The organism is Planctomycetota bacterium, from assembly GCA_033763975.1.
Classification (GTDB): domain Bacteria; phylum Planctomycetota; class Phycisphaerae; order Phycisphaerales; family UBA1924; genus RI-211.
The window spans coordinates 1-22,946 of record JANRJM010000005.1; the positions used below are offsets into that span (position 1 = coordinate 1).

Sequence of the window (22,946 nt, forward strand, 5' to 3'; positions counted from 1 at the left end):
TGTTTATATTGAAGACGTGCAAAACAACACCAGGTTTGCTTTTGAGTTAAAATCTCCACTGCCGAATAGTGATATTACCAAAGTTAGCAAGGAAAAAATCTTTAAACTCTATGCGATGGATCCTCCACAAGTCACACAAGCATTTTTTGCACTACCCTATAATCCGTATGGTACGCGAGACCAATATCAATGGTCATTCCCTGCGCGTTGGTTCGATATGAGGAACGACAAGGTAGTTCTTATCGGTAATGAGTTCTGGGATACCATTGGTGGTAAAGGAACATACCAATTCTTTATCAAGCAAATTAACGAGATTGGACAAGATTATCGTTCGAGAATATATCGGGAGTATCTAGGAATTGAGCCGCCCCAACAGGATTTATCACATCTATGAGCAAATCATTATTTGTAAGAAACTACTCTAAATTTTCAACAACAACACTCTATGCCCTACAACCACCAATCCATCGAAGCCAAATGGCAGCAGTTCTGGGACAACAACCAGACGTACCGCACAACCACCGATACCACTAAGCCCAAATACTACGTGCTGGATATGTTCCCCTATCCAAGCGGCGCGGGGCTACACGTCGGGCATCCCGAAGGCTACACCGCCACCGACATCGTGAGCCGCTACAAGCGCATGCGGGGCTTCAACGTCCTGCACCCGATGGGCTGGGACGCGTTCGGCCTGCCGGCCGAGCAGTACGCCATCCAGACCGGCGTGCACCCGGCCATCACCACGCGCAACGCCATCGAGAACTTCCGGCGTCAGCTCCAGCGCTTCGGCTTCTGCTACGACTGGTCGCGCGAGTTTGGCACCATCGACGAGGACTACTACCGCTGGACGCAGTGGATCTTCCTGCGCCTGTACGACTCGTGGTTCGACCCCGAAGCCCGCAAGGCCCGCCCCATCGCCGACCTGGTGGCGAAGGCCGCTCGGGGCGAGGTCGAGACCCCCGGGCCCTGGGGCTCGATGGACGAGGACGCCCGGCGCGCGTTCGTGGATTCCCGGCGCCTGGCGTACCTGAGCGAGATGGTCGTGAACTGGTGCCCCAGGCTCGGCACTGTGCTGGCGAACGACGAGGTCATCGACGGACGCAGCGAGCGGGGCGGGCACCCGGTGGTCCGCAAGCCCCTGCGACAGTGGACGCTGCGCATCACGGCGTACGCCGAACGCCTGCTCAAGCAGCTCGACCACCTCGACTGGCCCGATTCCACGCGCACCATGCAGGCCGAGTGGATCGGGAAGTCGACCGGCGCGGAGATCGAGTTCCGGGTTGTCCTGGGTACCCCCGCACTCCGTGCGGGGTCCGATGCGAGTACCCCCATGGGTACCCCCTCACTCCGTGCGGGTGCATTGAACGGGGCCACCCTCCGCGACATCGACGACGATCCGCGAGTTGCATCTCATCCGGCCGGGTTCATTCCACGAGACCCGTACCCGGAGGGCATCTACGGCCCGGCGGGCGACCTCGTGTACCGCAAGCGCAACCTCCCGCACTTCCAACTCCCGGGTGCGACCTACTTCGTGTCGTGGACAGCACTGGCCGGGCGGCATCTCGCGCCGCACGAACGCACGCGCGTGCTGGAGGCACTGACGCACTTTGATGGCGATCGCTGCCGCGTGTACGCCGCGTGCGTGATGCCAGACCATGTGCACTGGATCGTCCGCCCGTTTGACGGCGTGGACCTCCACGATCTCTGCCGGAGCGTCAAGCGATTCTCGGCCAGGACGATCAACGAAGGGCGCGGCGACGAAGGGCGCCTGTGGAACCCGGAAGCGTTCGACCACATCATCCGTCACCAATCTGACTTCGCTGAGCATCTGGCGTATCTCGTCCGCAACCCCGTGGCCGCGGAACTCGTCGAAGACGTCGCGGCGTACGAGTGGACATTCGTGCACCAGGACTCGATCAGTACGCGATCGGCCAATCCCCACACGGAGTGTGGAGGTACCCATGTCAATCCCCACACGGAGTGTGGGGGTACCCATTCCATCCGGGTCTTCACCACGCGCCCCGACACGATCTTCGGCGCCACGTACATGGTGATCGCGCCCGAGCACGCGCTGGTCGACGCGGTTCTGGCCGAACCTCCGCCCGGGTGCGACGCCCCCGCGGTCCGCGAGTACGTCGCGCGCGCCAGAAGCCGCAGCGACGTCGAGCGGATGGAAGACAAGCGCAAGACGGGCGTCTTCTCGGGCGTGCACGCGAGGAACCCGGCGACGGGCGATCTGATTCCCGTGTGGATCGCGGACTACGTGCTCGCGACGTACGGCACGGGGGCGATCATGGCCGTGCCCGCCCACGACCAGCGCGACTTCGAGTTCGCCCGCGCGTTCGACCTGCCCATCCGCGACGTCGTCTATCCGCGCGTCGTGCTCGCGATGCGGCACTTCGTCGAGCACGCGTACGAGGACGAGCCGGACGCTGAATGGCGTGAGGACCTGGCCGACTTCCTGGGCGTGTGCGCGACGGACACGGGCGTGTCGTTCGCTGACGCGCTCGAGGTCGTGCGCACGCGCCGGGCCGTGCCCGCCGAGGCGTGCGACGTGCCCGGCACGCCCGGCCCGCGGCGCGGCGCCACGCAGCGTGTGTGGCTCGAAACGCTCGACGACCTGGGCGTCTCGAGCTTCGCCGACCTTTCGCACCGCTTCTCCGACGCGACGTTCTACAGCCGCCGGGGCGAGGCCTTCGCCGAGCCGGGCGTCGCGGTGAACTCCGCGAACGCCGAGGTCTCGCTGAACGGCCTGCACATGGCCGAGGCCATGAGCACGATCGTCGCCTGGCTGGAACGCACCGGGTGCGGGCGGGCGCGCACGCAGCACCGCCTGCGCGACTGGGTCTTCTCGCGCCAGCGCTACTGGGGCGAGCCCTTCCCGATCGTGTACGACGCCGCCGGGCACGCGTACCCGGTGCAGGACGCGCACCTGCCCGTCCGCCTGCCCGAACTGGTGGATTACGCGCCGGTCGAGAGCGACGACCCGCAGCCCCTGCTCGCCAAGGCGGGCGACTGGGTGCACACGACCGCGGGCGAGGCCGGGGTCGATCCCGCGCTGCTGCCGCCGCACACGCCCGTGCGCCGCGAGACGAACACGATGCCGGGGAGCGCGGGCTCGAGCTGGTACGCCATCCGCTACTGCGACCCGCGCAACGCGGGGCGCTTCGTGGGGTCCGACGCCGAGCGATACTGGATGGGCGGGGGCGACGCGCGCACGGGGGGCGTCGACCTGTACGTGGGCGGGTCGGAGCACGCGGTGGGGCACCTGCTGTACGCGCGCTTCTGGCAGAACGTGCTGTACGACCTGGGGTACGTCGGCACGCCCGAGCCCTTCCGCAAGCTCTTCCACCAGGGCCTGATCACGAGCTTCGCGTACCAGCGCGCCGACAAGACGCTCGTGCCGACCGACATGGTGGACGAGACCTCCGAGGGCGTCTTCGTCGAGCGCGCCACGGGCGCCCCGGTCTCGCAGATCGTCGCGAAGATGTCCAAGAGCCTCAAGAACGTCGTGAACCCCGACGACGTGATCGCCGAGTTCGGCGCCGACACGTTCCGCCTGTACGAGATGTACATGGGCCCGCTCGAGGCCAGCAAGCCCTGGAACCCGCGCGACATCGCCGGGCTCTTCCGATTCCTGCAGCGCGCGTGGCGGTGCTGCGTGTCGGAGATCGACAGCTCGCTGCGCACGCGCGACACGGGCGACACGGACCTCGAACGCCGCCTGCACCGCCTCATCGCCAAGGTCGGCGCCGACGTCGAGCGTCTGTCGTTCAACACCGCCATCGCCGCGATGATCGAGTTCGTGAACGCCTGCGTCGCGCTCGACAAGGACGCCCCGCCCCTCACGCGCGAGCAGATCTCACGCCTCGCGCTCGTGCTCTCGCCCTTCGCCCCGCACATCGCCGAGGAACTCTGGTCGCGCTGCGGCAACGCCGGCTTCGCCATGCACGCCCCCTGGCCGGCGTACGACGCGGCCCTCCTGCACGACGCCGTCGTCGAGGTGCCCGTGCAGGTGCAGGGCAAGGTCCGCAGCCGCGTGCGCGTGCCCGCCGGCGCCGACGCCGCGGCTCACGAATCCATCGCCCTCGCCGACCCGCGCGTGCGCGAGTGCATCGCCGACAAGCCCGTGAAGAAGGTCATCGTCGTGCCCGGACGCATGGTGAACATCGTGGTGTAGGCGCGCGGGGCGGGGCGGCCCCCGACGCCGGGCGATCTCAAAGCGGTGCGTGAGGGATTCGAACCCCCGAGACCTTTCGATCTACTCGATTTCAAGTCGAGCGCCTTCAACCGCTCGGCCAACGCACCGGACTGCTTTTCCCGTCGACTTCCCGACGACTTCCCGTCGCCCGCTCCATCGCCGGGCCGGGTCATCCTATGGGTTTGGCGAGCAGGTCCGCGCAGCCGGCGGCCCCGATCGCCACGCTCACCACGCCGTTGAGCGTGAAAAAGAACGCGTGCAACCGGGGCGTCGCACCCTCCCCGCGGGCGCTGCGCCACAGCACCATGTGCTCGATCAGCAGCAGCCCGAAGACCGCCAGCACGCCAAAGGCCGTCAGCCACCCCAATCGCACGTCGCTCGTCCACGCCGCCAGCAGGGCGACCATCGACATGCCGTGGAGCATTCGGGCGGCCCAGACGGCCCCGTGCGCGCCGATCGCCGCGGGGATGCTGAACAGCCCGCGCGCACGATCAAACGCCTCGTCCTGGATGGCGTACACGATGTCGAACCCCGCCACCCACAGCGCGACGAACCCCGCCAGCCACCACAGCGTGGGCGTCGCGAGCAGCGCCTCGGGGCGCACCGCGATCGCCGCGGCGATGGGCGACATCGCCAGCGACACGCCCAGCACCAGGTGGCACGCCGCCGTGAACCGCTTCGTGTACGAGTACAGCGCCAGCCACGCCAGCACGATCCCGCCCAGGTACAGCGGCCAGGGATTCGCGTACAGCACGAGGAACAGGTAGCACACGCCCCCGAAGCCCGCGGCACACGCCGCCGCCAGTCCCCACCCCAGCAGCGGGCCGGCCCGCCCCGACGCGAACGCGCGGCGTTTGGTCCGCTCGTTCTCGGCGTCCAGACGCCGATCCGCCAGGCGGTTCACCAGCATCGCCCACGTGCGCGCCAGCACCATGCACGCAACGACGAGCCCCAGCTTGCCCAGGAACTCCCACCACTCGCGCCCCGACGTGCCCCCCCACGCGCCCCCCGACGCGCCCGCCGACCCGGCGCCCCCGACCGGCCCGGCCAGCACCGGCGCATCGCCCGCGACCATCGGCGTGCGCGCCAGGAACGCGCCGAGCACCGCGAACGGCAGGGCAAACACGCTGTGCGCGAGCTTGATGTCGATGGCGATGGCGCTCAGCGCGCCCACCACGCCCCGCCCGCCAGCACGCCGCCCGGAACTCGTCAACGCCTCCGACACGCGCGGAGCGTAGGGGCAGCAACAGGAACGAGAACTACTCCCCCGCCTTCACCACTCGTCGCGGCTTGCCGCGCCTGGGGAAGATCGGGTTCGCCTCGCTAGGCGTCTCGGGCGGGCGGATCGGGCCTTCCTGAATCCGCGCGAACGCGCGTTCGGCGTTCTCCTTCGAGAACTCGCACCCGATGAACCGGCGCCCCAGCGCGTGCGCGATGACCCCCGTCGTGCCGCTGCCCAAGAACGGGTCCATCACCAGGCCGCCCTCGTTGCTCGTCGCGAGCACGACGCGCGACAGGTACACCTCGGGCAACTGGTTGTCGTGCTGGGGGCGGCGTTCCTTGTTGTTCCCCTGGATGCGCCCCCAATGGCGCCCGTACCACACGTCCATCGGCACGCGCAGCCCCGCGGGCATCCCGTCGCGCTTGGTGAGCGTGCGCGGGTCGTTGTACGTGCTCGCGCGGTCCGAGGGCTCCAGGATCTTGTCGCGGTTCCAGGTGCGCTCCCCGCCGTCTTTCGTGAAGTACAGCGCGTGCACCTTGCTGTTGATGAACCGGCTCGTCGTGTTCTGCCCGAAGCGGTAGTGCCAGACGCACCAGTTCTGCATCGTGAGCGGGGCGGGGGGCTTCTCGTGCAGGCGCCCCTTGAGAAAGCACACGATCTCCGCGGCCCAGTCGTCAGGGATGTTCACCCACAGCGCCCCGCCCGGTCGCAGCGCCTTCACACACAGGCGCAGCCATTCGAACGTGAACGCGAGGTAGTCGTCCTCGGGCATCGCGTCGTGCCACTTGTCGTACGCGCGGTTCCAGTTGAACGGCGGGTCGGCGAAGACCAGGTCCACCTCGCCGCGCGAGACCTCGGGCACATCGGGCAGGCGCTCGCGACAGTCGCCGACGTAGACGCGCGTGCGCCCGTCCGGGGTCGTCAGGCATTCTCGGGCCGCGTGAGCGCGCATGGACACCGCTGATCGGCCGCGAGAGGTCATGGGGGCCAAGAGTACACGAGGCGCGCGCCCCGCGCCAGCAGCCCCAGCCGCGGCCCGGCCCAGCAGGCGACTTCGACTCTTGCTGGAGACGAACCGCGACCGAACGACGCCGCCGGCCTATGATGACGCTGACTCTCACCGGCGCCCGCCGAGTTTCACCTCGGGTGGCCGCCACTTGCCAGATACCGAACGCGCGTGCGAACCGGTTTGTGGCCTGCCGAGGGCTCCCGGTTCGATTCACTTTCCCATGCCTGACCTGTACCCCGCACCGATGTCCGCCGAATCACACCAGCACCTTCCCGCCGACCTCCCGCCCGACAACCCGGGGACCGAGCAGCCCGGCGCGCTCCCGGACGCCGACGAACTCGACCCGGCGCCCCGCGCGGCCCGCGCGCGCGACGACGCCTCGCACGAGGGCGTGCCCGGCGATCCGCTCGCCGAGCACTACATCCCCGCCACCCCCGTCAAGGGCGAGATCTTCGACGAGACCCGCCGCTTCGCCGATTTCGGCCTGCGCGACGACGTCCTCGCCGGGCTCGTCGAGATCGGCTTCAAGCACCCCACCGTCACCCAGTCGCAGCTCATGCCCCCGATCCTCACGGGGCGGGACATCATCGGGCAGGCCAAGACCGGCACCGGCAAGACCGCCGCCTTCGGCATCCCCCTGCTGCACCTGCTGCACGAGGAAACGCCCTTCCAGGCGCTGGTGCTGGCGCCGACGCGCGAACTGGCCATCCAGATCACGCGCGAGATCGACGAGATCGGCATCAAGACCAACGTCCGCGCCATGACGCTCTACGGCGGGCAGGCCGTCCAGGCCCAGGCCGGCAAGCTCAAGAAGGGCGCCCAGATCATCGTCGGCACCCCGGGCCGCGTGATGGACATGCTGGAGCGCGGGTTCCTGCACTTCCGCAACATCAAGATGGTCGTCCTCGACGAGGTCGACCGCATGCTCGACATCGGCTTCCGCGAGGACATCCGCAAGATCCTCGAGCAGACGCCCAAGGACCGCCAGACCGTCCTGGTCTCCGCCACCATCTCGCCCGACATCGAGAAGCTCGCCCGACGCTACCTGCGCGAGCCCGAGAAGGTCGTCGTCCACAGCGGGTCGCTCACCGTCTCCATGGTCCGCCAGTTCTACCTGAGCGTGAACCAGTGGGATAAGAAGAAGCTCCTGCTCCACCTGCTCCGCAAGGAGGAGCCCGCCCTCACGCTCATCTTCTGCCGCCTCAAGCGCACCGTCGACGAGCTCGCCCGCGGGCTCAGCGAGCGCGGCATCGAGTCGCACGCCATCCACGGCGACATGCCCCAGGGCAAGCGCAACAAGACCATGGACCAGCTCCGCGCGGGCAAGCTCTCCGTGCTCATCGCCTCCGATCTCGCCTCGCGCGGCATCGACGTCGAAGGCATCTCCCACGTCATCAACTTCGACATCCCCGAAGACCCCGAGGTCTACGTCCACCGCATCGGGCGCACCGCCCGCGCGGGACGCGGCGGGGTCGCGTGGACCTTCGTCACCCCCGAACAGGGCGAACTGCTGACCAACGTCGAGCACCTCATCAACGCCGAAGTCCCCAAGCTCGAGTACCCGGACTTCAAGCCCACGCCCGCCCCCCAGGGGTGGCGGGGCGAAGCGCCCGGCGGGCGCCGCGAGGGCGGGCTGCAGGTCGCGGGCGCTACGCCCCCGCCGCCCCCGGAGCCCAAGGCCAACCGCCTCGACGCCGCCATCAACCCGAGCCTGCCCCCCGCCGCCAAGGGCGAGGTCGACCTGACCAAGTTCCCCGGCGGGATCGTCCCCACCAAACTCCCGCCCAAGCGCCTCATCCGCGGGTACAAGTCCGGCCGCTGAGTCCGGCCGCTGCGCCCGAACGCGGACGACGCCCGCCAGCCCCCCCGGGGTGGGTGGCAACGTCCGGAACTCACCTGCGGCGGTCCGATTACCTCACGCAAACGCAAGAAGTTCAACTTCATCGCACATCATGATGCACCGGACGCGTCTTCGCTCGCGCCCCGGCCGTACGGTGGAACGAGCTCGGAGCAATCATGTCGCCAGGATTCGGCGCGTTCGCGTCGCTACTCACCGTCTTCACATCGGCCGCGCTCGGCGCGGGTGTGCTCCATGCCCGCACCGCGGACGGCCAGGCGCACAGCGCCCCGTCGGCGTTCTCGGGACGCCCGTTCAGCGACCACGCGCTCGCGTTCACCCGGACACGTCTCGCCCCGATCACCCCGCACGCCAGCGTCACCCCGCACACGCCCGCACTGCACGCACTCGCTTCGGTCGCGCACGGCGCACCGTACCTGGGCGCGCCCCGGACGCCCCACGACCTTCCGGGGCTGATCCACGCCGCGCCGTGGTCTGCGCCGGTGCTGGTCGCGGGCACGTGGGGTGCGGGTGGCGCGGACGAGTTCGGCGGCGTGGACCACGCCCGCCCGGATCAGCCGCTCCCGATCCTCGGGGGCGGTGACGCGGACGAGTTCGAAGGCGACACGCCCCTTGCGGTCGATGTCGCCGTCGCCGTGGATCCGCCCAGCGTGGTGCCACTGCCCTCCGCCTCGGGGCTCGGGGCGGTTGGCCTGGCGATCGTCGGCCTGCGCCGGCGACGTACGCCGACCACCTCGTCGGTCGGCTAAAGCACGCCGCGTCAATCTGCCCCGTGCCGGGTCGCCGGTTACGGCACGGTGAACGCGCCGTCCACCAGCAGGTCGTGCCCGACGATGAAACTCGCGCGCGGGCTCAGCAGGAACAGCACCGCGGCCGCGACTTCCTCCGGACGCCCGACGCGCCCGATCGGGTGTGCACCCGCGAACGACTTGATGACCTCGGGGTTGCGATTGCCGGTGAACCGGTCGAACATCGGGGTCTCGATCGCCGCGGGAGAGACCGCGTTCACGCGCACACCCTGCGGAATCGCCTCCAGCGCCGCCGACTTCGTGAGCCCCAGCACCGCGTGCTTGCTCGCGATGTAGATGCCCACGCCGGCCATGCCGATGCGCCCGGCGATCGACGCGATGTTGACGATCGACCCGCCCGCGCGCATCACGCGCAGCTCGTGCTTGAGCGACAGCGCGACGCCCAGCACGTTCGTGTCGAACACCTGGCGGTACTGCTCGGTCTTCGTCTCGACCAGCGGCACGCCGCCCAGTTCCACGCCCGCGTTGTTCACCGCGCCGTCGAGCGTGCCGGTGATGGCGGCGGCGGTCTCGACCGCGTGCTTCAGGTGCGCCTCGTCGGTCACGTCGCCCCGGACGAACGCCGCCTTCACGCCCAGCCCCTTCAACTCCGCGAGCAGGTGCTCGCCCTCGGGCGCCCGGCGCCCGGTGAAGGTGATGTTGGCGCCCTCGCGCGCCAGGGCCAGCGCGATGACCTTGCCGATCCCGCTCGTGCCGCCCGTGATGAAAATCGTCTTGCCGGTGAACTCGCCCATGGACGCACCTCCCGTAGAAACGACGAATCGATCCAACCGTAGCGATTGGACGCGCCGATCCGGACGGCTGTGACGGCCGCCCGAGATTTCTTCGCGCAGGGCCAACGTGCCAACGCACGGCCCACCCGAGGTTTCAGCGGGGGGCGCTACTTGCTCACGGCCAGGCACGCAACCGTCACGTCGTCGGCGAACGTCGTCACGCCGCAGTGCGTTCGCATCGCCCGCACGATCGGCTCGGTCGGGTCGGCGTCGCCCGCGAGGATGACCGCGGCCTCGGCGCCGTCGAACCCGAACGGGAGCCCGCTGGCCGTCCGCTGCTCGACCACGCCGTCGCTGAAGACCACCAGCCGCCCGCCCGGGGGGAGCGTGAGCGACGCCGCGTGATACTCGACATCCGGCGAGACGCCCAGCGGCGGGCCCCCGGTGCCCGTCAGGCGCTGCGGCGAACCGCCGGGCACCGACGTGAGCATGTACCCGTGCCCCGCGTCGGCGTACAGCACCTGCCCGGAGCGAAGGTCGAGCGAGCACGCGAACACCGAGATGAACAGGCTCACGCGTCCGTACTCGGCCCCCAGGCGCTCCGAATACCGCGTCACCAGCGCGTTCACCTGCGCCAACGCCGCCCCGGGGTCTTCCTGCACGCGCAGCAACTGGGCCAGGTGCGCCTGCACGTTCGCCATGATCATGCCCGCGGCGGCGCCCTTGCCCACCACGTCGCCCAGGAACATGCACACGCGATCCTCGCCCACCGCGAAGACGTCGAACAGATCGCCCGCCACGAACCGCCCGGGGATCGATTCCACGTGGTACCGCGCGCGCAACCGCCCCGCCCCGCCACCGAACTCGCCCCGCGACGGCGGCATGATGATCCGCTGCACGTCGCGCGCCGCCGTCAGCTCCGCGTGCCGCCGGTTGGATTCGTGCTCCACCTTGCGCCGCTGCAGGTTCGTGAGCGCCAGCCCGCACACGCGGGCCACGGCCTGGCAGAACGCGATTGTCTCGGACGTGATCAGCACCGCCCCGCTCGACCCCCGCGCGTCCAGGTACACGAACGCCTCGGGGATCGGCACGCCCTTGGGCATCATCGTCGAGGTGAACACCCCGTCCTGCCCGCCGGGGGGCAGCCGCTCCACCAGCACGGGCGCGCACAGCGCCGCCGTGATGTCGAGCGCCGCCACGCTCTGCCCCACCACCTCGGGCGTCGCCTGCCCGGGGTTCAGGATCACCGTCTGCCCGTCGTTGCCGGGGTCCGCCGCCGCCTGGATCAGCGAGCGGCTGAACCGCGCGTCGCCCAGCTCGCGCCCCGCGAGCACTTCCACTTCCTCGCCCACGCAGCGCACGATCGCGCAGCGAGGGAACCCCGAGCCCTCCACCAGCGCCCGCAACGCCACCGACGCGATGTCCTCCTCGCGCTCGGCCCCCGGCAGGTCCGCGGCACAGCGCATCAGGATGTTCAGCCGGCGCTGCGCCGCCGAGTCCAGCGCTTGCTCGCCCAGGCGCTGCATCATGGTGCTCGTGAAGCGCCGGTCGTCCCCGGTCATCGGCAGCCGCCGCGTCGCCGAGGGCTCGCCCACCACCACGCGCAGCGTCCACGGGCCCATCCGCACCTGGTCGCCCGACGTCAGCGCGACCGGCGCGTTGGGCTCCAGCCGCTGCCCGTTCACGAACGTCCCATGCCGGCTGTTCAGGTCCGTCAGATGCCACGGGCTGGGCTCTCCCGGGTGGCACGACAGGCGCGCGTGCTGGCGCGACACCACGCCATCGGGATCCGCCAGCATCAGCGCGCACGCCGACGACCGGCCGATGATCAGCGGCTCGCCCGCCTGGTCCGCGTGCGCCCGCAGCGGACGCATCGGGGGCCCGAGGATCGGCTCGAACGCGATGGGCGCCACGGTGATCACCTTCGACGAACCTCCACCTTGCCGCCCGCCATGTCCTTGATCGCGTAGCCCAGCGCCGCGAGTTCATCGCGGATCGCGTCCGACGCCGCGAAATCTCTCGCGGCCCGCGCGTCGCGACGACGACGCAGCAGCCCCTCCACGCGCTCGTCGGGGGTCACGCCGGGCGCGAAGACGCCGATGTCGGTCTCTTGCGCCGCCGGACGATCGAGCGCAAACAGGCCGAGCACCGCGTCGATATCCCGGAGCAGCGCCGCCTCGGCGCCCCCGGGCGCCGCGACATCGCTCATCCATGTGTTCACCTGCGCGATCGCCAGCGCGATGTTGAGATCATCGCCCAACGCCGCCCCGACCGCATCGCGACAGACGCCCGTCGCCGCGTGCGCGTCGGCCCGCGAGGCGCCCGCCTCGGCCAGCGCCCGAAAGCGCCGCCACCGCTCCACCGTCCGGCGGCTGTCCTCCAGGCCCTGCATCGTGAAGTTCGCGTTCCCGCGGTAGTGCGTCTTGATCAGTTCCAGCCGCAGCGCCGCCGGCTCGATCCCCTTCGCGAAGAGGTCGCGCGCCGTGAAGAAGTTCCCCTTGCTCTTGCTCATCTTCGTGCCTTCGACGAGCAAAAACCGCGGGTGGAACCACATCTTCGCGAACGTGCCGTCTCCGGGGGCGGCGTTGAACGCGCAGCACGACTGCGCGATCTCGCACTCGTGGTGCGGAAAGATGTTGTCCTCCCCGCCGCTGTGCAGGTCGATGATCGGCTCGCCATCGGGCACGACCAGGCTCGACAGGTCTTCTCCCTGCCTCGCTGTCTCGCTCGCTCTCGCCCGGAGCGCCATCACCGTGCACTCGATGTGCCACCCCGGGTAGCCCTCGCCCCACGGGCTCGCCCACTTCATGATGTGGCGCGGGTCTTCCTTCCACAGCAGAAAGTCCGCCGGGTGGCGCTTGCCCGCCTGGTTCTCGGCGCTCACGCGTCCGCCCTCGCCGGCCTTGAGCGCCTCGAGCGTGTTGCCCGACAGCGCCCCGTAGGGCCCGAACGTCCGCACGTCGAAGTACACGACGCGCCTGCCCGGCTCGCCCACGACGTACGCGTGCCCGCGTTCGATGAGCCGCCCGATGACCGTGATCATGCCCGGCACGTGGGCGGTCGCCTTGGGGTGCAGGCTCTCGTCCTTCTCGGCCTCGATCGACACCTTGAGCCCCAGCGCCCGCGCGTCCTCCCGGAAGCGTCCCTCGTAGAACTTCGCGATCTGGTAGGGGTCGCTCGGATCGACGTTCACGCCCGGCGGGAGCGCACCGCTCTTCTTGGCCTCCGCGATCCGTCGCCCCGCCACCGCCATGCGATCTTCGCCCGCCTCGCCGCCCGCGGCGTCGTCGGTCATGTGCCCGACGTCCGTGATGTTCATCACGTGCGTCACGCGGCGCGGGCCGCGGTGCACGCCCCCGTCCCGCGTCGCCACCTCGCACAGGGGGCTCTCGAGAAACCGGCGCAGCAGGTCCGCCGCCAGGAACGACCGGAAGTTCCCGATGTGCGCGTCGTCGTACACCGTCGGCCCGCACGTGTAGAACGACACGTGCGCAGGGTCGCGCGGCGTGAACGCCTCGACCTTCTTCGTCAGCGTGTTGTACAGGCGAAGGGCCATGGTCCCGACTGTACGGCGTCCGGTCCGCCGTTCCGAGGCCCCGGGGCCCGCGGGCTACGCCCCCGACTCCACGTGGCGCTCGCGTTCGTCCTCGGCCGCCGGCTGCGAGACCTCGACCTTGACGCGCGTGACGCGGGCCGGCTCGGCCGCCAGCACCGTCACCGTGATCCCCTCACGCACGAACTGCTCGCCCGCGCCCGGGATGTGCCCGAGCGAGACGGTGACGAAGCCGGCGACGGTGTCGTAGTCCTCGCTCTCGGGCAGCTCGACGTCGAGCGCCCGCAGGGCGTCGTTGGCATCGCTGATGTACACCCGCCCGTCGAGCTCGGCGCTCCGGGCCGCCGCGTCGATGGCGACCTCGGGGATCGCCGGCGCGGGCTCCTCGTACTCGTCGGCGATGTCGCCGAAGACCTCCTCGATGATGTCCTCGATGGTGACGAGCCCGGCCGTGCCGCCGTACTCGTCGGCGACCATCGCCAGGTGCGTGCGCTTCGCGGTCATCTCGCGCAGCAGTTCGCGGATGGTCTTGGTCTCGGGCACGAAGTACGCCGGGCGGCAGAGCGTGCGGAGGTCGAAGACCTTGCCCGACCGGGCCGATTCGCCCGCCAGCCACTTCATGAGGTCCTTCACGTAGAAGACGCCCACGACGTGGTCGAGGCTCTCTTCGTACACCGGGATGCGGCTGTGCCCGATCCGCCGGATCGCCGCGGTGACCGCCGAGAGGTCGTTCACCAGTTCCATCGCCTCGATCTCGGTGCGGGGGGTCATGACCTGCCCGACGGTCTTGTCGCGGAAACGCACGACCGCCTCGATCATGTCCTTCTCGGTCTCGTCGACGCGCCCCTCGACGCTGGCATCCTCGACGACCGACAGCAGCTCCTGCTGCACCCCGACCTCGCCCTCCGTCCGCCCGGACAGGCGCCGCACGACGTCGTCGATGCCCTGTGCGAGCGCGGCGAACGGGCGTCCGGCGACGTACACCACGCGCACCAGCGCCGACCAGGAATACACCGTGGCTTCCCCGGCGTGGCGCGCGATGCTGTGCGGGATCACCACGCCGCTCACCCACAGCGTGAACGTCGCGCCCACGGCCCCCAGCCCCAGCGACAGGAGATCGGGCGATTCCAGCCCGCGCCACGCCGTCAACCACAGGATCGTCGCGATCGCGAACACCAGGTTGCACAAGGTGCGGGGCAACGCGATCGCCGCCGCGTGCCCTCCCTGGTCGTCCAGGATTTTGGCGATCCGGGCCCGCGCGCCCGGGCGGTTGCGGATCGCGCCGATCTCCTCCAGCATCGAGCGTGACAGGTCGCGGAGCGATTGCACCAGGGTCGAGAGCAGCGTCCCGATGCCCAGCGCCACCAGCATCACGCCCAGCCACGCCTCGGCCGTCACCTACGTATCTCCCTGTCCCTCCGGCTGATAGACGCGCCCCACCCCGATGGCAAAGAGCACGGCGTCTTCCAGCCGGTGCATTCCCGACGACTCGGCCGGGTCCTCATCGTCCCACCCGAGACAGTGCAGCAACCCATGCACCACGTACAGCAGCAACTCACGCTCTACAGCGTACCCGCCCTGCCGCGCCCGTCGATCCGCTTCGTCGACGCAGATCAGAATATCCGCATCTACAGCGTACAAAGACCGATCAGAATCCGACTTTGTGGGCAGCGATTCCGGCTTTCCGGGCCGCCCTGCCGCGTCCGAATAGTCGAACGTGATCACGTCGGTCGTGGTCGGATCGCCGAGGTAGCGCCCGTGCGCCTCCGACATCGCGGCGTCATCCACGACCCGCACGCGCAGCTCGCCCCGGGCGCGCAGAATCGCGCCCGCTTTGCATGCGTTCATCCGGATGAAGGTCACCGCGTCGCTCGCGAGCGTTCCGGTGGAATCGATGATGTCGACCGAGAGGGAGTCTGACACCACGGGGAAGCGTACCCGCAGCGTGTGAGCGGGTCATCGGCCGGGATCGACCCCGGTGGTTCCGAGGGGAGCACCGAGCGCGTCGAGCAGGCGGGTGGCCAGGCCCCGGGCGTCGAGCAGGGGCGAGGCGCGCAGCCGCCCGCGGAGCTCGGTGCGGAGGGCGGCCCGTCGAGCGGCGTCGGCGGTGAGGGCCGTCGCGAGCCGGACGTAGTCGTCGGCGTCGCGCGCGATGAGGTCGGGCAGGCCGGCGTTGGTAAGGATGGAGACGCCGACGCGCGAGGCGTGGGTCTCGCCCGGGAGGCTGACGACGGGGACGCCCATCCAGAGCGCCTCGAGCGTGGTGGTCGTGCCGTGATACGGGAACGGGTCGAGGGCGACGTCGATCGCGCCGTATGACGCGAGGTGCGCGGCGGTGGTGGGGGCGGGGGGCAGGACGAGCACGCGGGCGGGGTCGGCGCCCCGGGCCGCGAATCGGGCGGCGATGTCCCGGCGCAACGAGTCATCGCGGAGGTGCATGGCCTTGAGGACGAGGCGCGAGCCCGGGGCGGCGTCGAGCACGCGGGTCCACAGGCCGATGGTGTACTCGTTGAGCTTCGAGACGGCGTTGAAGGAGCCGAAGGTCGGCGGCGTTCCCGCGGGGCGCGGGGCGGGGTCGGGCGCCTCGGCGGGGGGTTCGAACGCGAGGAAGCAGGGGTCGAGGCGGACGAGGCGTTCGGTGGCGAGCGAGTCGGCCGGGTCGGCGTGCGAGTCGGTGAGGCGCAGGTCGACCGCGCGCAGGCCGGTGGTGTTGGGGTAGCCCAGGTACGTCGCGACGAGCGGCGCGGGGCGCCGGTGGACGCACGCCAGGCTGTGCCCGCTCGTGTGCCCGCTCAGTTCGAGCAGCACGTCGGGGGCGTCGAAGCGGATGCGCTCGGCGAGCGTGGCGTCGGCGATGTTCGCGCAGTCGATCCAGCGGTCGGCGAGCGCCCGGGCGCGCACGGTCAGGCCGTCGGCGTGCCGGTTCGTGTAGTAGACCCACACCTCGCAGCGCGCGCGATCGAGGGCGGCCAGCAGCGGGAGCGCGAAGTACGCGACCGAGTGCCGCCGCAGGTCGGGCGTCAGCAGCGCCACGCGCAGGCGCCCGGCGGGCACGCTCGTGCGCGGGCCGCGGGGCGAGAGGGGCGTGGCGTGCTCGAGCAGGGCGGCCCAGGCGCGGTGCACGTCGAAGATCTCGCGCGCCGGCAGCCCGGGCACGTAGTTCGACACCAGGGCGCGGCAGGAGAGCACGTAGTCGTCGTCGGCCCGGGCGCGGGCCAGGTCGCCCAGCGCGTGGTACGCGTCCTCGGGGCGGGCGGTGTTGAGCAGCGCCATGGCGCGCGTCGCGGCGAGGTCACGGTCGCCCGGCGCGAGCGCGAGCCCCGCGTCGCACGCGTTGATGCACTCGACGAACCGCATGTGCTCGGCGTGGATGAGCGATTCGACGCGCCGGGGCTCGGGGTCGGCGGGGGCCAGACGCCGGGCCTCGCCCAACGCGGCGAGCGCGCCCGCGACGTCGGCGGTGAGCGCGAGCACACGGGCGAGATTGATGCGGGCTTGCGGATCGTTCGGCGCGAGGGCGGCGGCCTTGCGCGCGGGGGCGACGGCCTCTTCGACCTTGCCCAGGTTCAGGAGGATCATCGCCAGCGTGGAGGCGACGCGCGGGTCGGCCGGGCGGGCGCGGGAGAGGCGCAGGCACGCCGCGTGCGCGCGCGGGAAGTCGCCGGACGCGCAGGCGTCGAGCACCTCGTCGAGGCGCGGGTCGCCGGAGGTCATCGGGCGAGCCTCTCGCGGACGAAGGCCCGGGCGGCACGGTCGGCGTCGAGCACGTCGGCCAGCGTGCGGACGGGGACGCGCGGGATCGCGCGCATCGCCTCGCGCGTGAGCGGGGCGATCTGATCGAAGCGGATGCGCCGGGCCTCGCCCGACAGGAACGACTCGACGCACGCCTCGTTGGCGGCGTTGAGCACGGCCCCGCTCGTGCCGCCGGCGGCGATGGCCTCCCGCGCGATCTCGATGGCGGGGAAGCGGGCGGCGTCGACGGGCTCGAACTCGAGGCGCGCCAACGCCGCGAGGTCGAGCCGGGGGGTGGCGGCGCGGGCGCGCAGCGGCCAGGTGAGGGCGACCTGGATGGGCGTGCGCATGTCGGGCACGCCGAGCTGCGCGATGACCGAGGCGTCGGCGAACTCGACCAGCGCATGGACGATCGACTGCGGGTGGACCACGGCGTCCAGTGCGTCGGCGGAAAGGCCGAAGAGGTGGTGCGCCTCGATGAGCTCGAGCGCCTTGTTCATGAGCGAGGCGCTGTCGATGGTGATCTTGCGGCCCATGGTCCAGGTGGGGTGCCGCAGCGCCTGGGCGGGGGTGGCGTCGGCGAGCTGCGCGGGGGTGCAGGACCGGAAGGGCCCGCCCGAGGCGGTGAGCGTGACGCGGGTGACGGCGGCGGGGCAGTGCATGGGCGGCGCGCCGCCGGAGCAGCCGGCGAGGCACTGCCACACCCCGCTGTGCTCGCTGTCGAGGGGGAGGAGCGCGGCGCCGCTGGCCCGGGCCGCGGGAATGACGAGGTCGCCCGCCGCCACGAGCGTTTCCTTGTTGGCGAGGGCGACGTGGCGTCCGCGCTCGACGGCGGCGAGCGTGGCGGGGAGCCCGGCGACGCCGACCATGGCCGCGACGACGAGGTCGCAGTCGACCTCGCGAACGAGTCGTTCGGCGGCGTCGGGCCCGACGCGCAGGCCCGGTCCCGAGGAACTGGGCAGGTCGGTGGCGGCGAGGGCGAGTTCGCGCACGCCGTGCCGGGCGGCCTGGTCGAAGAGCAGCGACGCGTTCTGCCCGGCCGCGAGCGCGACGACGCGGAAGCGCGGCGCGCCCTCGAGTCGGTTGAGGTGCTCGATGACATCGAGCGTCTGCGTGCCGACGGAGCCGGTGGAGCCGAGGATGAGGACGCGCCGGGCGGACACGAGGAGCTAGCGTACGGAGCGGGGGCGTGGTGCGTTCGCGCCCCGCGGGGGCATCGCCGATCGCGCTCGCCGGGCCGCCCGGGTTTCAGGTGATCTTGTGCTTCTGGCGGGTCTCGCTGATCTTTTTCTCGAGGTCGGCGCCGGCCTTGAGATCGGCGGTGAGGGTCTTGATGCACTCGTCGGCGTAGGTGCCGACCTCCTTGACGGCCTTGTCGACGCCCTTGTCTTCGAGCGCACCCTTGGGCACGCTGGTGCCCTGGGTCTTCATGGACTGGATGCGGTCGAGGACGACCTTGGTCTCCGGGCCGTAGCGCTGCCACTGCTCTTCCTGCAGGCGGCAGTGCTTGGCGATGACATCGACGACGCCCTTGCAGCTCGTGATCTTGGTGTCGAACTCCGCGAGCGCCTTCACCACGCGATCGCTCTTGATGCGGATGTCCTTGAAGGCCTTCTCCATGTCCTGCTTGACCTTGGTGGCGGCGGCGATGTACTCCGAGGGGCTGCGGACCGTGCTCCCGGAGGACTCGGCGGTGGCGCGGGCGGCGCTCATCTTCTGCACGACGCCTTCCATCTGCGAGATGACGGTGTTCTGCTCGGCGGCGACCTTGGTGACCGGGCCCCAGACCTTGTCGCGCTTCTGCTTGAGCTCGGCGCCCTTGGGCCCGGTGATGCGGTCGTAGATGGTGGCGCCGGCGTCGCTGCGGGCCTTCATCATGGGGCTGCCGTCCTTGGTGAAATCCTTGACGCGGGTCGCGTCGGTCTTCAGCAGGGCCTCGCTCTCTTCGAGGAACCGGTCGATCACGCCCACGGCGACCTGCCCGCCCATGAGGTTGCCGGACTTGGCCGCCTCCTTGGCAACGTTGACCTGCTTCTCGCAGCTCGAGAGGCTGGTGGTGAGCTTCGCGAGGTCCTTCTTGAGGCTGTCGAGCAGCGCCTGGGCGTCCTTCGCGACCTGCTCGCGCAGCTTGATGTGCTCCTCGGCCTCCTTGATGAGGGCCTTCTGCATCTGCTCGTCGGCGGTCGTCTTGTCCTTGTCGCCCACGTCGCCCATCGTCGACGCGATCTTCCCCGCGTCTTCCTCGATCTTCTTGAGCGCCGCCTTCAGGTTGTTCGTGGCGGCGACGTAGGTGGACTTCTCCTCGGCCTTCACGCTCGACGGGTCGGTGGCGGTTTTCTCGAGCAGGCCCGTGTACGTGGCGGCGGCCGACTTGAAGGTGGCCAGGGCCTTGGTGAGCTCCGCGCCGGTCTTGGCCTTGTCCAGGCTCTTGAGTGCTTCCTCGACGCCGGTGCCCTTGCGGAAGACGCCCAGGAACTTGTCCGTGGGCTTCTTCTTGTGCGTCATCGTCTCGAAGCTCTTCTTGGCGGTTTTCCAGGTGTCGACGAACGGCATCGTGTCCTCTCCTCAAGGCGGCGCGGCGGCGCGGTGCCGCCCGTTCCGGGGCGAGATGGTACCAGAATCCACGCACGGCGGTGGCTAGAGTCTGCGGTTGCACCGAGCCGCACCCACGGCCGGGCGAGAGCCCGGCGTTCGGAGTGTTCCCGCATGATTCCCAAGCCACCGCCGCGCGAGCCGTCGCTCGGCTTTTTGTACCTCCCCCCCTTCCGCGTGTACGGGGAGTCGATCGCCGGCGAGGCGACGTGCCTGCAGATCCCCGAGCTCGACCTGGGGTTCGACATCGGCAGTTGCCCCCGGGCGATGCTGCCGGCCAAGCACCTGGCCATCACGCACGGGCACATGGACCACATCGGGGGCCTGGCGTACTTCTGCTCGCAGCGGCGGTTCCAGGGGATGGGCACGGCGAAGGTGCTGTGCGACGCGCGCATCGCGCCGGCGATCAAGCGGATGATGGAGGGGTACGTGGAGCTGGAACGCCAGCGCACGCCCTACGACCTGATCCCCCTCCTGCCCGACCAGCCCTACGAGATCAAGAACAACATGTTCCTGCGCGGGTTCGAGACCGAGCACACCTGCCCCTCGTTCGGGTACGTCGTGAGCGAGAAGCGCACGAAACTGAAGCCCGAGTACCTCGAACTCCCGCAGGAGAAACTGCGCGAGCTCAAGGAGCGCGGGGTGGAGATCACCCGTTCGTTCGAGATCCCGCTCATCGCCTTCACCGGCGACACCGCCCCGGGGCCCCACCTGATCCGCCCGGACGTGCGCCAGGCGCAGATCGTCATCACCGAGTGCACGTTCTTCGAGCCCGACCACAAGGAGCGAGCGCGGGTGGGCATGCACATGCACATCGACGACGTCGCGGAGTGGCTCCGCGTGCTCGAGTGCGAGGCGATCGTCCTCGCCCACGTCTCGCGCCGCACCGACCTCGCGTACGCGCGCGAGCGGGTGGCGAAGATCGCCGGGAGCAAGGCGGCGAGCAAGGTGCACCTGCTCATGGACTACCGCTCGAACAAGGCGCGCTACGAGCAGCAGGTGCTGGAGGCCGAGGCGCGCGAGCACCGGCGCGCGGGTGCCCGTGGCGCACCGCCCGCCCAGCCCGCGCAACCGCCCGCGCCATTGCCGGATGGCGACGAGGACGAGTAGGCCGACGCAATTGCCGCGCGGGGGACGTTGACACCTCGCCCCCTCCGCAGTACGTTCCCTCTGCTTCGGCGCGGCCTCGCGCCCGGTGGGTTGGGTGGTTCGAGTTCGGGAATTCGGTCGCTTCGTTCCCGGGGCACGCGCGGGAACGGAGGGTTTCGCTCGCGCGGCGGGGAGCGTGAGGGCGATGACGCATCCGGATCGGCAGATCTGGGAGGGGATGCTCTCTCATCTGCGATCGCATCACGCGCAGGTCTGCCGCCAGTGGTTCGAGGAACTCGAGCCCCTGGGCATCGTCAACGGCACGCTCCAGTTGCGGACCATGTCGCCGCTGCACCGCGACTATCTGCGCCGGCAGTGCGCGGACTCATTCAACGACGCCGCCCGCACCGTCACGGGGCACCTGCTCTCCGTGAAGTTCCTGGGCCCGGACGACGAAGTTCAGCGCCAGATTCCCACGCGCCGGCCGCGGCTCGACCAGCCCCTGCGCGCGCCCGACCCTGCGCCGGAAGTCCCCGCGGGCGCCCGGCCGGGTCCCGCGGGAGGGCAGGACGTGCCGCCGGAAGCCGCGCCGATCGGCCCGGGGCCCGCTCCGACCGACGCACAAGCGGACCCGCTGTCCGCGCCGGCGTTCGTGCCGCCCGCCGAGCCCGGCGGGGCACTCGGGCGCGGCGGGATGGCGGACGATCCGGCGTCGGGGGGCACGCCCGCCCCGCACACCCCGGCCGGCGACGGGACGGGGCCCGAGCAGGCGGGCGCGGCTCAGTACATCGAACTGCGTCCGGCGCCGAGCGCCCCGACGCCGCGGTATCGCGCGTCGTCCGCGGCCCCGGCCCGGTACGAGTCGCTGGTCATCAACCCGGACTACTCGTTCGAGAACTTCGTGCCCGGGCCGAGCAACCGGCTGGGGCACGCGGCGTCGCTGGCGGTCGCCGCGAACCCGGGGCGGACGTACAACCCGCTGTTCCTGCACGGCGGGGTGGGCCTGGGAAAGACGCACCTGCTGCAGGCGATCTGCCTGAAGATCGTGGAGGCCAGCCCCCGGGCGGCGCTCTACTACACGTCGTGCGAGGGGTTCGTCACGCAGTTCATGGAGTGCGTGCAGTCGGGCGAGATGGCCGAGTTCCGCCACCGGTTCCGCGATGTCGACGTGCTGGTGATCGATGACATCCACTTCCTGACGAAGCGGGACCGCTCGCAGGAGGAGTTCTTCCACACGTTCAACTCGCTCTTCCAGGCGAGCAAGCAGATCATCCTGTCGTCGGACGCGCCGCCGGAAGAGATCCCCGATCTCGAGGAGCGGCTGGTGAGCCGCTTCAAGTGGGGCCTGGTGTGCAAGGTCGACCCGCCCTGCTACGAGACGCGCGTGGAGATCGTGAAGGCGAAGGCGCGCCTGCGGGGCATGCCGATGCCCGAGGCGGTCGCGGGGTACATCGCGCAGCGTCTGGACTCGAACATCCGCGAGCTCGAGGGCGCGGTGGTGAAGCTCCAGATCCAGTCGGTGGTGGAGAAGCGCCCGATCGACCTCGAACTGGCGCGCCTCGCGCTGGGCGATCCCTCGCAGCCGTCGGTGGGCGAGCCGACGATCCAGCACATCATCAACGTGGTGACGGACTACTTCTCGATCCGGCTTGCGGACCTGCAGAGCAAGCAGCGGCATCGGTCGATCGCGCTGCCCCGCCAGGTGTGCATGTACCTGGCGCGGCGCAGCACCCGGCATTCCCTCGAGGAAATTGGCGGGTTCTTCGGGGGGCGCGACCACACGACGGTGATGCACGCGATCCGAGCCGTCGAGGCGAAATGCCGCGAACAGCCGGAGTTCGAGACGATCTTGCGCTCGCTGGAAACCCGGGCGCGCGGGCCGTTCTCCGACCCCGGGTAAGCCCCCGCGGACACGCGGCCTCGGGGGTGTCACATGACGTCGCCTGTCGTGTGGAGTGCTTGTGGACGACTTGACGCCCGCGCGCTTCTGGGGGTAGCCGAATCGGCGTGCGGCGCGATGAGGCGGCGCTCAGACTCCCGCGGGCGTGCGCAAGCCGCGTATCGCCGCCCGACAGCCGACAGCTCGTGCACAAGACGGTGGTGATCTCAAGTGGTTGTAGGCGAACAACTTACATGGCATTTCCGCACGCTCTGCACAAAGCGCCATG

The 22,946-nt window shown here is 70.1% G+C and carries 16 protein-coding genes, 1 tRNA gene and 2 pseudogenes; 8 read left to right on the plus strand and 11 right to left on the minus strand.

Features of this window, described 5'->3' with window-relative positions:
• The 4 genes and pseudogenes from SFY69_03290 to SFY69_03305 all read left to right on the plus strand — a co-directional run.
• The coding region (locus SFY69_03290; GenBank protein ID MDX2131063.1) for a TdeIII family type II restriction endonuclease at positions 1-394 on the plus strand (394 nt) is incomplete at its 5' end.
• Positions 395-445: 51 nt separating this feature from the next.
• Positions 446-1,810 (plus strand): annotated as a pseudogene (locus SFY69_03295) (class I tRNA ligase family protein).
• Positions 1,811-1,999: 189 nt separating this feature from the next.
• A pseudogene (locus SFY69_03300) lies at positions 2,000-2,368 on the plus strand (class I tRNA ligase family protein).
• A gap of 1,206 nt (positions 2,369-3,574) precedes the next feature.
• The gene (locus SFY69_03305) at positions 3,575-4,180 is read left to right on the plus strand and encodes a class I tRNA ligase family protein (protein MDX2131064.1); all 606 of its coding nucleotides are present in this window, start codon (positions 3,575-3,577) and stop codon (positions 4,178-4,180) included.
• Between the two features lie 43 nt (positions 4,181-4,223).
• Here the strand turns inward: SFY69_03305 and SFY69_03310 are convergent.
• The 3 genes from SFY69_03310 to SFY69_03320 all read right to left on the minus strand — a co-directional run bounded on the left by SFY69_03310 (position 4,224) and on the right by SFY69_03320 (position 6,405).
• Positions 4,224-4,308 (minus strand) — tRNA-Ser (locus tag SFY69_03310).
• A gap of 62 nt (positions 4,309-4,370) precedes the next feature.
• Positions 4,371-5,426 carry a 4-hydroxybenzoate octaprenyltransferase gene (locus SFY69_03315; protein MDX2131065.1) on the minus strand — a complete coding sequence of 352 codons (1,056 nt, stop codon included), beginning with the start codon at positions 5,424-5,426 and terminating at the stop codon, positions 4,371-4,373.
• Positions 5,427-5,460: 34 nt separating this feature from the next.
• Positions 5,461-6,405 (minus strand): DNA methyltransferase, encoded by a 945-nt coding sequence (locus SFY69_03320; GenBank protein MDX2131066.1) that lies wholly within the window; start codon positions 6,403-6,405, stop codon positions 5,461-5,463.
• Between the two features lie 247 nt (positions 6,406-6,652).
• Between SFY69_03320 and SFY69_03325 the strand changes: the two genes are divergently transcribed.
• Together SFY69_03325 and SFY69_03330 are read left to right on the plus strand one after the other, a co-directional pair.
• Complete coding sequence (locus SFY69_03325; protein ID MDX2131067.1) at positions 6,653-8,254, plus strand: DEAD/DEAH box helicase; 1,602 nt, start codon at positions 6,653-6,655, stop codon at positions 8,252-8,254.
• A 194-nt stretch (positions 8,255-8,448) separates the two neighbouring features.
• A complete protein-coding gene (locus SFY69_03330; protein MDX2131068.1) occupies positions 8,449-9,039 on the plus strand; it encodes a hypothetical protein in 591 nt (196 codons plus the stop codon).
• Positions 9,040-9,077: 38 nt separating this feature from the next.
• Here SFY69_03330 and SFY69_03335 read toward each other — a convergent pair whose 3' ends face one another.
• From SFY69_03335 to SFY69_03370, 8 genes are all read right to left on the minus strand, one after another.
• Positions 9,078-9,833, minus strand: coding sequence for a glucose 1-dehydrogenase (locus SFY69_03335; protein MDX2131069.1), 756 nt, complete (start codon positions 9,831-9,833; stop codon positions 9,078-9,080).
• 146 nt (positions 9,834-9,979) lie between these two features.
• Positions 9,980-11,734: a SpoIIE family protein phosphatase gene (locus SFY69_03340; protein MDX2131070.1), complete on the minus strand. Its 1,755-nt coding sequence runs from the start codon at positions 11,732-11,734 to the stop codon at positions 9,980-9,982.
• Positions 11,731-13,368: a hypothetical protein gene (locus tag SFY69_03345; GenBank protein MDX2131071.1), complete on the minus strand. Its 1,638-nt coding sequence runs from the start codon at positions 13,366-13,368 to the stop codon at positions 11,731-11,733. The genes SFY69_03340 and SFY69_03345 overlap by 4 nt, the downstream gene beginning before the upstream one ends.
• Positions 13,369-13,422: 54 nt before the next feature.
• Complete coding sequence (locus SFY69_03350; protein MDX2131072.1) at positions 13,423-14,763, minus strand: hemolysin family protein; 1,341 nt, start codon at positions 14,761-14,763, stop codon at positions 13,423-13,425.
• A complete protein-coding gene (gene ybeY / locus SFY69_03355; GenBank protein ID MDX2131073.1) occupies positions 14,764-15,291 on the minus strand; it encodes an rRNA maturation RNase YbeY in 528 nt (175 codons plus the stop codon).
• A 30-nt stretch (positions 15,292-15,321) separates the two neighbouring features.
• Positions 15,322-17,079, minus strand: a complete 1,758-nt coding sequence (locus tag SFY69_03360; GenBank protein MDX2131074.1) for a glycosyltransferase — start codon at positions 17,077-17,079, stop codon at positions 15,322-15,324.
• Positions 17,076-18,260, minus strand: coding sequence for a 1-deoxy-D-xylulose-5-phosphate reductoisomerase (gene dxr, locus SFY69_03365; protein ID MDX2131075.1), 1,185 nt, complete (start codon positions 18,258-18,260; stop codon positions 17,076-17,078). Before dxr ends, SFY69_03360 begins: the two co-directional genes overlap by 4 nt.
• An 85-nt stretch (positions 18,261-18,345) precedes the next feature.
• On the minus strand, positions 18,346-19,650 hold the full coding sequence (locus tag SFY69_03370; GenBank protein ID MDX2131076.1) for a hypothetical protein: 1,305 nt from the start codon (positions 19,648-19,650) through the stop codon (positions 18,346-18,348).
• A 153-nt stretch (positions 19,651-19,803) separates the two neighbouring features.
• Here SFY69_03370 and SFY69_03375 point away from each other — a divergent pair, with 153 nt between their 5' ends.
• Positions 19,804-20,799: an MBL fold metallo-hydrolase gene (locus SFY69_03375; GenBank protein ID MDX2131077.1), complete on the plus strand. Its 996-nt coding sequence runs from the start codon at positions 19,804-19,806 to the stop codon at positions 20,797-20,799.
• Between the two features lie 184 nt (positions 20,800-20,983).
• Positions 20,984-22,678 carry a chromosomal replication initiator protein DnaA gene (gene dnaA, locus SFY69_03380; protein ID MDX2131078.1) on the plus strand — a complete coding sequence of 565 codons (1,695 nt, stop codon included), beginning with the start codon at positions 20,984-20,986 and terminating at the stop codon, positions 22,676-22,678.
• Positions 22,679-22,946: the final 268 nt, after the last annotated feature.